The sequence below is a fragment of the Streptomyces sp. NRRL S-337 genome (genome assembly GCF_000720175.1).
GTDB classification, from domain to species: Bacteria; Actinomycetota; Actinomycetes; order Streptomycetales; family Streptomycetaceae; genus Streptomyces; species Streptomyces siderophoricus.
Genome location: NZ_JOIX01000057.1, coordinates 75,019 through 86,454, shown reverse-complemented (window position 1 = coordinate 86,454; position 11,436 = coordinate 75,019). Strand labels below are relative to the sequence as shown.

Genomic DNA, 11,436 nt, shown 5'->3' with positions numbered 1-11,436 from the left:
AGCGACAGCAGTCCACGAACAAGGCCCCGGAGGTCCGTCACCGCACCCACAACAAACCCAGCCCGCCGCAGGCGCAACGGCGAACAACAACCGCGGCGCAGCAGACAGGGACGTGCGGGGCGCCGCAAAGCGCGCAACGGCGAGACGCCCCGCGGCGCCGCAGACAGCTACGTGCGGGGCGCCGCAAAGCGCGCAACCGCACTTAGCCGGTGGCCTTGTCGTACCCGGCGAGCGCCTCGTCGACGAAGGCGTCCAGTACCTTGTCCGCCACCACCACCGGAACCCGCTTCCCCTTCAGGTCCACGTACACGAAGGACTTGGCGGTCTTCACCTGTTCCGGAATGAGCTCCCGCAGTTCCTTGGCCCGGGCTTCGTCGCCCGCCTTCGTCGCCTCGATCAGTGCCAGCGCGCTGCGTCCCGCGATGCCCCAGGCGTGCGTCGCGTCCAGCCAGGGGCCGCTGTCGTCGACGAAGCCGCGGTCGGCCAGCCGGGCGCGCAGCACCGAGGGCGCGTCCTGGAGGGTACGCAGCACCGCGTCCAGCCGCCCGGCGTTCCCGTCCTTGCGGAACTGGCCGACGGCGGCGGCCAGTTCGGGCGACTGCTGCGGATTGAGCGAGGAGGCGTAGCTCGCGTCGGCGAAGGCACGCAGCGCCCGTCGGGTCCCCGCGTCGCGGCCGGCCAGCTCGTCGATCGCGGCGCCCCAGGAGGTACGGGCGTCATAGGCCTTGTCGTTCCACGCGTAGTCCGCCACCGTGTACAGCGCGATCTTGGACGCCGCGGGCTGGATCATCGGGTTCGCGGTGATCCCCGCCAGCTCTCCGGGCAGTCCCTGCTCCCGGCCGTTGAACGGGCCGAGCAGCAGCCGGCTGGTCACGTAGTCGTTGACCGGGTAGTTGTCCCAGGTCAGGATCGGGTGGCCGAAGACCTCCCGGGCCTGCTGGGCCTGAGCGACGGTCATGGCGGGCGCTATCACCCCGACGCCCGTCCACTCCACGACCACGTTCTTGTCCAGCTGGGTGGCGAGCGCCTTCTTGTACGGCGTGGGCTTCACGTCGTAGTACTCGGTCGGCACCATCTCCAGCGGGCGGGCGCCCGGATGCCCGGCGATGAAGTCCTGGTTGACGCGGTTGAGCAGATGGGCCTGCGCGGCGCCGGCCGCCCCGCCACCGGTGCCGAACCTGTCCTGGTCGGCCGCGCAGTTCCAGTGGGTGTAGCTGATGTCGTCCAGCGGTACGGCGAAGTCGCGCACGCCGATGTCCCACAGTGTCTGGAACTTGGCGGTCAGCGCCTTGAGGTCGGCGTCCGAGCTGTAGCAGACCGAGAGGCCGGGGGAGAGGGCGTAGGTGAAGTCCACATGGCGAGCCCGGGCCCGGTCCACCAGCTCCTTGAGCTGCCCGAGGCGGTCAGCGGGGTAAGGATCGCGCCACTTCTCCCGTAGGTAGGCGTCGTCCTTGGGCGAGTAGACGTAGGTGTTCATCTTGTGCGCGCCGTAGAAGTCGAGCTGGTCGAGCCGGGCGCGGTGGGACCAGGGCGTGCCGTAGAAGCCCTCGATGACGCCGCGCAGCGGGGTGGCCGGCCAGTCCCGTACGGCGGTGCCCGGCACCTGGCCGCCAGGGTGGTCGCGGTGCGGCAGCAGCTGCCGGAGTGACTGCGCGGCGTAGTAGCTGCCGGTGGCGTCCTTGCCCGCCAGCGCTATCCGGCCGGCGCCGACGACCAGCGCGTAACCCTCGGCGGGCAGCCCGTCGGTGCCTTGTGCGCCCAGGTCGCGGAGCGCCCGCGCGGCGTCCGGACCGTCCACGTAGACCGTCAACTGCCCGCCTGCGGGCGCCCGGTCGGCCCGTACGACGCGGGCGGCGCCGGCGGTCTTGAGAGACCGCTCGACCAGCTCCAGCGCCGCGGGATCGGCCTTCGGGCCGGCGACGACGGTGGTGGTCGGGGTGATGACCGCCCGGCCGGGCAGGCGGTGTGCGGACTGCGGGACGGGGGTGATGGCGCCGGTGGCCGTGGGCCGGTCGCCGGCGCTCGCCCGGTCCGCGTGCCGGCCGGTGCCCGGCGGTCCGGCCATGCCCGTGAGGGGCAGGACGGCCAGCGCCATGGCCAGCGTGGTGGACGCCGCGGTACGCGTACGGTGCATCCTTCGGTCCTCCTCGGTGCGACGAGGTGCAGGGACGAGGTACGGGACGAGGTACGGGACGAGGTACTGGGACGAGGTAGGGCAAACGGGTACGGGACGAGTCTGGTGCCAGGACTGCGCGGCAGCAGGCTTCACCCGCGGGGCGCACCGGGGCAATGGACTTTCGGACCGAAGGGATGGACGTTGCCGCGCGTGACCGTGGGCGTGGGCGGGGCTCGGGGAACCTCCGGCCGCGGTGGCCGGCGGTCAGCGTGACTTGGCGATGATCACCAGCAGGCTCATGAAGGCCAGCAGGACGTGCGTGGCGACGACGTAGATGAACACCCGCACATACAGCCCGCGGGGTGGCTTGTTCTCGACGTAGCGGGAAGGGACGGGGGCGGCGGAGGGGCCGGAGGGAAGATCGGCCGGGGTCCGGTCGGGCACGGCGTACGGTCCTTTCGTTCGGGCGGCGCGCGGGCTCACACGCCGCGGTACCTCGCGTCGTCGCCCAGGCACAACTCGGCGGCGCCGCTCTGCAGCAGCGTGTGGACGAACAGGAGTTCCGTGCCGCCCCGGGAGTCGGCGGCGATCCGGTGCGGGGTGAGCGAGTCGAAGTGCGCCGCGTCCCCCGGGGCCAGCACATGCGCCGCCGCACCGAGCGTCAGCCGCAGCCGTCCCTTGAGGACGTAGAGCCACTCCTCGCCGGGATGCACCCGCACCAGCTCGCCCTGCGCGCGTTGCGGCACGTGCACCCGGAGCGCCTGCATGGCGCGGCCGGCGCCGCCCACGGTCCAGTACGTCCAGCCGCCGGCCTCCGAGGGCTCGGCGCGGTCCGCCCGGACGATGGGGTCCCGCTCCGGGGCGGTCTCGCCGAGCAGGTCGGATACCGTTGTTCCGTACGTCCGCGCGAGCGCCAGCAGCATCGGCAGCGAGGGCTGGCGCCGGCCGGTCTCCAGGCGGGACAGGTGCGCGGGCGACAGCCCGACCAGCCGGGCCGCCGTCTCCAGCGTGAGACCACTGCGTCGCCGCAGGTCACGCAGGCGCGGCGCGACGGTGGGGAGCTCGGCCGGCGGAACGCCGGGAGGCTCGTCGGGGAGCTCGGACATATCACCGGTATAGCGATATGCGGCCTGACGGGCAAAAGTTTTGCCTCAGAGGCAAAAGCCCGGCCCCCGACGAGGGGTCCCGTCCGGACTCCCCCAAGGGGTCCCGTCCGGAATCCCCCGAGGACCCCTCCGGAATTTCCCTGTCCGGCGTTCCGTGTCCGGCCCCCGGTCAGGACCGGTCCGCGTCCTCCGGGTACCACCGCAGTTCGACGGTGTTGCCGTCCGGGTCCTGTACGTAGATCGACTGGGCATCGCCGCGCGCGCCGTAGCGGCCGACCGGGCCCTCCAGGACGGTGAAGACGCCGGAGTCGATGACCTCCTGCCAGTCCAGCGGGTCCACGACCAGACAGATGTGGTCCACGTTGGTGGCCGGCGCCGCGCCCGCCTCGTCCTCGGGGTGGGTGATCAGGTCGATGATGGTGACGGGGTTGATCCGCACCGACGGGAACGGGGCCTTGCCGGCCCGCCACTCCTCGACCCGCACCGGTTCCAGTCCGAGCGGACCGCAGTAGAAGTCCAGTGCCCGCTCGATGTCCCGCACCTTGAGTACCAGGTGGTCGAAGTCCTTGACCCGCATGGAAAACCCTCCCTCTTGTTGTCGCGCACGGTGCTGACGGACCGTCCGTGGCACCGTCGGTCCGCTCACGCCCTCGGTGATCGTCCGCGCGCTCATCATGCCTGGTGGGGGCCGAAGGGGACATCGTGATTTTTCGGGCTTCCAGTTGGGGTGACCGTGTGAACTCCGGGGAAACATCCGCCCCTTGGGATTGACAGGGCCATGTCTACGCGCGTCATTCTGGGAGACATGAGAATCCCCCCACGGATTACCAGGATGGGCGCCGCGGGCGCCCTCGCATCGGCCCTTCTCCTCGGCGGGACCGCGGTCGCCGCCACCCCCGCCGGCCCGGCCGCCTCGCACGCCACGACGGCGTACGCAACGGCCGTGCACGTCAAGGACGTCGGCAGCACCTGCTACTCCAAGCTGCCCTCGCAGGCACATGACACCCTCGACCTGATCGCCAAGGGCGGCCCCTTCCCGTACCCGAAGGACGGGACGGTCTTCGACAACCGCGAGGGCGTCCTGCCGAAGCAGAACACCGGCTACTACCACGAGTACACGGTCATCACCCCGGGCTCGCCCGACCGCGGTGCCCGGCGCATCGTGGCCGGCGAGAAGAAGGACGAGGACTACTACACCGCCGACCACTACTCCACGTTCGAGCTGGTCGACCGCAACTGCTGAGACCGGCTCAGCCGGCGCACGGGGTCGCCCGAACGACCCTGACACCATCCGCCGCGGCGGTCGGGGTGCCTTGCGCACCCCGGCCGCCGCTTCGCCGTGCGCCCCCTCTGACCTCGCTCTTCTCGCATTTCTTGGCAGAAGGGGCGCGCGGGGCGCACCCCCCGAGAGAGGATTGTCGGTGGTTCCCGGTAGCGTTTCGGTGGAAACGAGGAGCGGGCGGGCATCGGCGGACAAGGGACCATGTGGGGTCAGCTGCTGCGGCACGCCCGGGAAAGTGCCGTATCCGCCATGGCCGGGCGGTCCGGCATGGTGTGTCGCAGACAAGGAAGGACGGCGAACTGCCGTGTATCGCTGGGAGATCACCCGGGCCGCACTGGCGCAGCGCGTATTCGCCATCGTTCGCAGCAAGACCTACGACGAGGCGAGCGCCACCGCCGACACCTTGCTGTCGGCCGGCATCACGACCCTGGAGATATCCCTGACCACCCCCTTCGCCCTGGAGGCGGTCACGACCCTGACGCGTGAGCTGGGTGAGGACGCGGTCATCGGCGCGGGCACGGTCCTTGACGCGATGTCGGCCCGGATGGCGGTCGACGCCGGCGCCCGCTTCCTGGTCTCGCCCAGCCTGGACCCCGAGGTCATCCGCACCGCCCACCGCTACGGTGTCCCGGTCTTCCCCGGCGTCTCGACGCCCACCGAAATGGTCCGCGCCCTGGAGCTCGGCGCGGACGCCCTCAAGCTCTTCCCCGCCTCGACCCACGACCCGTCCTGGCTCACGGAGGTCCGCGCGGCGCTGCCGCAGGCGCCGCTGCTGCCGACCGGCGGGGTGACGGTCGACAGCGCGCCCGAGTGGATCGCCGCCGGCGCGGTCGCCGTCGGCATGGGCGCCGCCCTCTCCGAAGGCGACCGCGACACCGTCGCCAAGCGCGCCGCCGAGCTCCTCGCCCGTCTCGCCGAAGCCACCCCGGACGGGGCGGCGGACGAGGAGAGTGTGTTGTACGGCGGCTGACGGGCCTCGCGGGCTGACGGGTCGCTGAGTTTGCGGCCTGCCGCCTACGGTCTGCCGCCTACGGCCTGACGGGCTGACGGTTCGCCGGACCGACGGGGCTGTGGTTGGCCGGGTCGCATCCCCCCGTACGGCAGGTCCGCCGCCCGTCCCGTTCCCCGGGCAGGGGCTTCACGCCGATCACCGGCTCTGCCAGGCTGAGCGCGCGATCACCCGACGAGGCGTCAGCCCCGCGCCCCGCAGCCCAAGGAGCCCCAGGAGACCCGATGAAGCGTGCCGTCACCCTCTCCGCCCTCGCCTGTCTGCTCGCCGTCACCGCGGCCGCCCCGGCGGCGTCCGGGGCCGCCCCGGCACGGAAGCCGGCCCCCGCCCACGGGCGGCAGGCGTCGGCGCTCGACACCGTGCCGCGGCGCGGGGTGCTGCGGGTGTGCACCACCGGCGACTACCGACCCTTCAGCTACCGCGACCCCGGCACCGGCAGCTACCGCGGTGTGGACATCGACATGGCCCGGGACCTCGCCCGGAGCCTGGACGCCGAGCCCCGTTACGTCCCGTCCACCTGGGCCGGCCTGGTCGGCGACCTGTCGGCCGGGCGCTGCGACATCGCCATGGGCGGCGTCTCGATCACCCTGGCCCGGGCCCGTTCGGTCGCCTTCAGCGAGCCCACCCGCACGGACGGCAAGACCCCGATCGTGCGCTGTGCGGACAAGGACAAGTACGGCACCCTGGAGCAGATCGACCGCCCCGGCACGACCGTCATCGTCAACCCGGGCGGTACCAATGAGGAGTTCGCCCGCGCCCACATCAAGCACGCGACCCTGAAGGTCCATCCGGACAACACCACGATCTTTCAAGAGATCATCGCGGGCCGCGCTGACGTGATGATGACCGACGCCAGCGAGACCCGCTATCAGGCGAAGCTCCACCCCGAACTCTGCTCGGTCCACCCCGACAAGCCCTTCACCTTCTCCGAGAAGGCCTATGCGCTGCCCCGGGGCGACCACGACTTCACGGCCTATGTGAACCAGTGGGTGCATCTGGCCACCCATGACGGCACCTACCGGAAGTACGAGAACGCCTGGATGGGGGAGTGATGACGGACACCGAGCGGGCGGGCGTCGACCGCGATCCCGCCGCGGCCTCCGATCACGACGCAGCCGCCGATCCCGCCGCGGCCTGCGATCCCGCCCCGGCCTTCGCTCTCGCGGCGGCCCAAAAGGGCCTGGACGAGCAGCCGTTCAGCAGGCTGCTGCGGGCACGGCTCACCGCGTTCGGGGACGGTGGGGCGACGCTGGAGCTGGACATCCGTGAGGAACTGCTGCAGCAGTACGGGTTCGTGCACGGCGGGGTGCTGTCGTACGCAGCCGACAACACCCTGACGTTCGCCGCGGCCACCGCCCTGGGCCCGGCCATCGTCACCGGCGGCTTCTCGATCCAGTACCTGCGGCCGGCGCGCGGCCGTACGCTCCGCGCCCGCGCCGACGTCGTGCACGCCGGCCGCCGGCAGGCCGTGTGCCGGTGCGATCTGACGGTGCTCGACGCGGACGGCACCGAGCGCCTGTGTGCGGTGGCGCAGGGCACGGTGCTGTCCCTCAACGGCCCGACAGGCGACGGCCCGACAGGCGACGGCCCGGCGGGCAGCGGACCGGCAGACGGCAGACCGGTGGACAACGGTCCGGCAGGTGACGGACCGGCCGGCAGCGGGCCGGCCGGCAACGCTCCGGCCGGCGGTGGCTGAGGAAAAGCGGGTGCGAAACGGGCATCCGGCGGGAAGGCTGGTCATCATGATCCTTCCCATCGACGGCGTCCTCAGGACGTTTCCGAGCCCCGCAGGCAGGCCAGCGTGACCGACTGGATCACCACCCCCGTGGAACCGCACCTCCTGCGCGGCGCCCTGGAGGTGGAGCGCACCGCGCACGGCGTGCTGCCGCACCGGCTGCCCGCGTGGGCCCGTCAGCAGTGGCCCGACGACTACCTCTCCATGGTCGAGTCCCAGCCCTCCGGCGTACGGCTGGTCTTCCGCACCCGCGCCACCACCGTCGAGCTGGACACGCTCCCCACGAAGACGGTCTACGAGGGCGCCCCGCCCCAGCCGGACGGCGCCTACGACCTGGTCGTGGACGGCCGGTTCACCGCCCGGGCCCGTGTCGCGGCCGGCAACGTCCGCACCATCGACATGGCCACCATGGCGATCGTCACCCGCCCCGGCCCGCCCGGCACCCTCCGGTTCACCGATCTGGCCGCCGGCGTGAAGGACATCGAGATCTGGCTGCCGCAGACGGAGACCACCGAGCTGATCGCGCTGCGCACCGACGCACCGGTCGAGCCCGCCCCGGACCGCGGCCGACGGGTCTGGCTGCACCACGGCAGCTCGATCAGCCACGGCTCCTCCGCCGAAGGGCCCACCGAGACCTGGCCGGCGCTGGCCGCCGCCCGCGGCAGGGTGGAGCTGATCAACCTCGGCTTCGGCGGCAACGCCCTGCTGGACCCGTTCACCGCCCGCGCCATGCGGGACACCCCCGCGGACCTGATCAGCGTCAAGATCGGCATCAATCTGGTCGGCCACGACCTGATGCGGCTGCGCGCCTTCGGGCCGGCGGTCCACGGCTTCCTCGACACGATCCGCGACGGGCACCCGACCGTGCCGCTGCTGGTCGTGTCGGCCGTCCTGTGCCCGGTCCACGAGGACACCCCCGGGCCCGGCGCGCCGGACTTCAGCTCGGGGACGCTGCGCTTCACGGCCCTCGGCGACCCCAAGGACCCCGGGCGCCTCACGCTGAACCGCATCCGGGACGAGCTGGCCCGGATCACCGCCGCGCGGGCGGTCGACGACCCGAACCTGCACTACCTCGACGGCCGTGTGCTCTACGGCGAGGCGGACCACGCCGAACTGCCGCTGCCCGACGCGCTCCACCCGGACCCGGCCGGTCATCGCCGTATCGGCGAGCGGTTCGCCGAGCGGGTCTTCGGGGACGGCGGTCCGTTCGCCGTCAGGGACGACTGACCGTGTGCCCGAGGACGTTGACGATCCGTCCGTCCGGGTCGCGGACGAAGAAGCGGCGTACGCCCCACTCCTCGTCCGCGAGGGGCCGGACGATGGTGGCGCCCGCGGCCCGCAGGGCGGCGTGCACCGCGTCCACGTCCTCGACCTCGATGCTGAGGTCGGGGATGACCGGAGCGGTCCGGTCCGCGGTCAGGAAGGTGAGCTGGGCGGTGGGGTTGGCCGGCGAGGCCAGTGTCATGACCCAGCCCTGGTTCATGACCTCCTCCAGGCCGAGCAACCCGTAGAAGTCGCGGTTCTCCTCAAGGGCGGTCGACCGGAGGTCGGGGACGACCCGGCGTACGGACATGGGAACTCCTCACAGCTGACGTGCTGACGTGCGGACGGGGGTGGCCGGTCAGGGGGTGGCGGGCGGTGGCTCGTGGTGCCGGACGGCGTCGAGGACGTCGCGCAGCACGGTGCGGTGGTCGTCCGGGCGGCGGACCAGCGCGAGTCGGGAGGGGGGCAGGCCGGTGACGGGGCGGGCGACGACGCCGGGACGCCGGTAGATCGCGGCGTTCCCGGCCGCCAGCAGGGCCACCCCCAGGCCCTCGGCCACCGCCTCGAAGGTCTCGTCCGCGTTGGCGACCACCCCGCCGATGCGCACCGGCCGGCCGCCCCGTTCGTCCACCGCGAGCCAGTGGTCCCGCAGCACCCCCGCGGATTCCGGCAGTGCCAGGAACGGGTCGTCGAGCAGCGCGGCGAACGGGATCTCGGCGGCCGCCGCGAGCCGGTGGCCGGCCGGCAGCGCCACCCACCGCGGTTCGGTCGCCACGACCTGCACGGCGAACGCCTCCTGCCCGGGGAACGGCAGCCACAGCAGCGCCAGGTCCGTCTCGCCGCCCGCGAGCCCGGCGCTGGCGTCCGCCAAGTCGATCTGCCGCACCTGGAGGCGCCAGTTGGGGCGGCGCTCGGCGAGCCGCGCGCGGATCGCGGGGAGCAGTCCGCGGCCGGTGCTCGTCGAGATGCCCAAGGTGAGCACGGCGGCCTCGGCGGCGGCCGCGTCGCTGACCGCACGCTGCGCCTCGTCCCAGAGCTGGACCAGCTCCCGGGCCCTGGGCAGCAGCGCGGCACCGGACGCGGTCAGCGTCACCGTGCGCCGGTCGCGGTCGAACAGCCTGACCCGCAGGCCGTCCTCCAGCTGCCGGATCTGCTTGCTCAGCCCCGGCTGGGAGATGAACAGCCGCTCGGCGGCCCGGGTGAAGTTCAACTCCTCGGCCGTGGCGACGAAGTAGCGCAGGTCCCGCAGATGAGCGTCCATAGCCATGGGTTATCAGAAACGGCCTTGGACGCGCAGGAAGTCGGGGACGGAAGATGGCTCCATGGACGCCGACCCTCCCCCCGGTCCCGTCGCCCTCGTCACCGGCGCCACCCGCGGCATCGGCCGCGAGGTGTGCCGGCAGCTGGCGGCGCGCGGGTACACGGTGCTGCTGACCGGACGCTCGCCGGGCGACGTGCGGCGGGCGGCCGGGGAGCTGCGCGGCGCTCCCGGGGCGGGCCGGGACGTCCGGCCGTTGCGCATGGACGTCACCGACGACGCCGGTGTGGCGGCGGCCGCGGCCGAGGTCGCCGAGCGCTTCGGCCGGCTGGACGTGCTGGTCAACAACGCCGCCATCGGCTACGACACCGGGCAGCGGGCCGTCACCGCCGATCTCGCGCGGGTGCGCGAGGTGGCCGAGACCAACCTCTACGGGCCGTGGCGCACCGCGATCGCGTTCGCCCCGCTGCTGCGCGCCTCGGACCATCCGCGGCTGGTCAACGTCTCCAGCGAGGCCGGCTCGCTGACCAACATGGGCGGCGGCACCCCCGCGTACACCGCGTCCAAGGCGGCGCTCAACGCGCTCACCCGGATGCTGGCCGCCGAGCTGCGGGCCGACGGCGTGCTGGTCAACGCGGTGTGCCCGGGCTGGGTGGCCACCGACATGGGCGGGCCGGGCGGCCGGCCGGTGACCGAGGGCGCGGCCGGTGTCGTGCACGCGGCGACCCTGCCGGACGACGGCCCGACGGGCGGCTTCTTCCGGGACGGCCGCCCGCTGCCCTGGTAGCCCGCCGCGGCCCTACGGTCGCCCCTCATGTCCGGACAATGTGACCTCCGGACTTCCCGTCAACTGTGCGGGCGGATACGCTCGCGAACGTGGGGAAACGCGATACGGAACAAGCCCTGGGCGCCGAGAGCCCCGTTCAGTTCAGCGTGGACCGGAGCAGTCCGGTCCCGCTGTATTTCCAGCTGTCGCAGCAGCTGGAGGCGGCGATCGAGACCGGCAAACTGGCGCCCGGCAGTCTGCTCGGCAACGAGATCGAGCTGGCCGGCCGGCTCGGGCTGTCCCGGCCCACGGTCCGCCAGGCCATCCAGTCACTGGTCGACAAGGGGCTGCTGGTGCGCCGCCGCGGCATCGGCACCCAGGTCGTGCACAGCCAGGTCAAGCGCCCGCTGGAGCTGAGCAGCCTCTACGACGACCTGGAGGCGGCCGGGCAGAAGCCGGCCACCCGGGTGCTGCTCAACACCACCACCGAGGCCGATGCCGAGGTCGCCGCGGCGCTGGGCATCGCCGAGGGCGCGGAGGTCGCGCTGGTCGAGCGGCTCCGGCTGACCCACGGCGAACCGGTCGCCCACCTGCGCAACCACCTCCCCGCCGGCCTGCTCAAGCTGGACACCGCCGAACTGGAGCAGACCGGGCTGTACCGCGTGATGCGGTCGGCCGGGATCACCCTGCACAGCGCCCGCCAGGCCGTCGGCGCCCGGGCCGCCACGGCGGAGGAGGGGCAGCGGCTCGACGAGCCCGAGGGCGCTCCGTTGCTCACCATGCAGCGGACGACCTTCGACGACACCGGACGCGCCGTGGAGTTCGGCTCGCACGTCTACCGGGCGTCGCGCTACGCCTTTGAGTTCCAGCTGCTCGTACGGCCGTGAGCGCGGCGGGCGGT

12 protein-coding genes and 1 pseudogene are annotated in these 11,436 nt (G+C 72.7%); 7 read left to right on the top strand and 6 right to left on the bottom strand.

Features of this window, described 5'->3' with window-relative positions:
- Nucleotides 1-202: 202 nt before the first annotated feature.
- The 4 genes from IG62_RS0130095 to IG62_RS0130080 form a co-directional block, all read right to left on the bottom strand.
- Nucleotides 203-2,134 (bottom strand): beta-N-acetylglucosaminidase domain-containing protein, encoded by a 1,932-nt coding sequence (locus IG62_RS0130095; RefSeq protein WP_030810250.1) that lies wholly within the window; start codon nucleotides 2,132-2,134, stop codon nucleotides 203-205.
- Between the two features lie 246 nt (nucleotides 2,135-2,380).
- Nucleotides 2,381-2,560 carry a DUF6126 family protein gene (locus IG62_RS0130090; RefSeq protein ID WP_030810247.1) on the bottom strand — a complete coding sequence of 60 codons (180 nt, stop codon included), beginning with the start codon at nucleotides 2,558-2,560 and terminating at the stop codon, nucleotides 2,381-2,383.
- Nucleotides 2,561-2,595: 35 nt separating this feature from the next.
- Nucleotides 2,596-3,222, bottom strand: coding sequence for a helix-turn-helix domain-containing protein (locus tag IG62_RS0130085; RefSeq protein ID WP_030415135.1), 627 nt, complete (start codon nucleotides 3,220-3,222; stop codon nucleotides 2,596-2,598).
- A gap of 169 nt (nucleotides 3,223-3,391) precedes the next feature.
- On the bottom strand, nucleotides 3,392-3,799 hold the full coding sequence (locus tag IG62_RS0130080) for a VOC family protein (RefSeq protein WP_030810244.1): 408 nt from the start codon (nucleotides 3,797-3,799) through the stop codon (nucleotides 3,392-3,394).
- A 228-nt stretch (nucleotides 3,800-4,027) separates the two neighbouring features.
- Between IG62_RS0130080 and IG62_RS0130075 the strand changes: the two genes are divergently transcribed.
- From IG62_RS0130075 to IG62_RS0130055, 5 genes and pseudogenes are all read left to right on the top strand, one after another.
- Entirely contained in the window at nucleotides 4,028-4,465 is a 438-nt protein-coding gene (locus IG62_RS0130075; protein WP_030810241.1) for a ribonuclease domain-containing protein, read from the top strand.
- A gap of 343 nt (nucleotides 4,466-4,808) precedes the next feature.
- Nucleotides 4,809-5,474, top strand: coding sequence for a bifunctional 4-hydroxy-2-oxoglutarate aldolase/2-dehydro-3-deoxy-phosphogluconate aldolase (locus IG62_RS0130070; RefSeq protein ID WP_030810238.1), 666 nt, complete (start codon nucleotides 4,809-4,811; stop codon nucleotides 5,472-5,474).
- Nucleotides 5,475-5,737: 263 nt separating this feature from the next.
- Nucleotides 5,738-6,565 (top strand): transporter substrate-binding domain-containing protein, encoded by an 828-nt coding sequence (locus tag IG62_RS0130065; protein ID WP_030810235.1) that lies wholly within the window; start codon nucleotides 5,738-5,740, stop codon nucleotides 6,563-6,565.
- A pseudogene (locus IG62_RS49170) lies at nucleotides 6,565-7,071 on the top strand (PaaI family thioesterase); the annotation flags it as partial. The gene IG62_RS0130065 and the pseudogene IG62_RS49170, both read left to right, overlap by 1 nt.
- A gap of 243 nt (nucleotides 7,072-7,314) precedes the next feature.
- Nucleotides 7,315-8,475 (top strand): GDSL-type esterase/lipase family protein, encoded by a 1,161-nt coding sequence (locus tag IG62_RS0130055; RefSeq protein WP_030810230.1) that lies wholly within the window; start codon nucleotides 7,315-7,317, stop codon nucleotides 8,473-8,475.
- Here IG62_RS0130055 and IG62_RS0130050 read toward each other — a convergent pair.
- Together IG62_RS0130050 and IG62_RS0130045 are read right to left on the bottom strand one after the other, a co-directional pair.
- Entirely contained in the window at nucleotides 8,462-8,821 is a 360-nt protein-coding gene (locus tag IG62_RS0130050) for a VOC family protein (RefSeq protein WP_030810227.1), read from the bottom strand. The genes IG62_RS0130055 and IG62_RS0130050 overlap by 14 nt on opposite strands.
- A gap of 48 nt (nucleotides 8,822-8,869) precedes the next feature.
- Complete coding sequence (locus IG62_RS0130045) at nucleotides 8,870-9,772, bottom strand: LysR family transcriptional regulator (protein ID WP_037839630.1); 903 nt, start codon at nucleotides 9,770-9,772, stop codon at nucleotides 8,870-8,872.
- A 61-nt stretch (nucleotides 9,773-9,833) separates the two neighbouring features.
- On the opposite strand from IG62_RS0130045, the gene IG62_RS0130040 reads away from it, so the two are divergent.
- Nucleotides 9,834-10,556: an SDR family oxidoreductase gene (locus tag IG62_RS0130040; RefSeq protein ID WP_030810220.1), complete on the top strand. Its 723-nt coding sequence runs from the start codon at nucleotides 9,834-9,836 to the stop codon at nucleotides 10,554-10,556.
- Nucleotides 10,557-10,645: 89 nt separating this feature from the next.
- Entirely contained in the window at nucleotides 10,646-11,422 is a 777-nt protein-coding gene (locus tag IG62_RS0130035) for a GntR family transcriptional regulator (RefSeq protein WP_037839642.1), read from the top strand.
- Nucleotides 11,423-11,436 lie beyond the last annotated feature (14 nt).

Bases quoted from the DNA above. Each gene is read 5' to 3' on its own strand.
- IG62_RS0130095 (WP_030810250.1), bottom strand. From the start codon at position 2,134: ATGCACCGTACGCGTACCGCGGCGTCCACCACGCTGGCCATGGCGCTG.
- IG62_RS0130085 (WP_030415135.1), bottom strand. From the start codon at position 3,222: ATGTCCGAGCTCCCCGACGAGCCTCCCGGCGTTCCGCCGGCCGAGCTC.
- IG62_RS0130080 (WP_030810244.1), bottom strand. From the start codon at position 3,799: ATGCGGGTCAAGGACTTCGACCACCTGGTACTCAAGGTGCGGGACATC.
- IG62_RS0130075 (WP_030810241.1), top strand. From the start codon at position 4,028: ATGAGAATCCCCCCACGGATTACCAGGATGGGCGCCGCGGGCGCCCTC.
- IG62_RS0130065 (WP_030810235.1), top strand. From the start codon at position 5,738: ATGAAGCGTGCCGTCACCCTCTCCGCCCTCGCCTGTCTGCTCGCCGTC.
- IG62_RS0130050 (WP_030810227.1), bottom strand. From the start codon at position 8,821: ATGTCCGTACGCCGGGTCGTCCCCGACCTCCGGTCGACCGCCCTTGAG.
- IG62_RS0130045 (WP_037839630.1), bottom strand. From the start codon at position 9,772: ATGGACGCTCATCTGCGGGACCTGCGCTACTTCGTCGCCACGGCCGAG.
- IG62_RS0130040 (WP_030810220.1), top strand. From the start codon at position 9,834: ATGGACGCCGACCCTCCCCCCGGTCCCGTCGCCCTCGTCACCGGCGCC.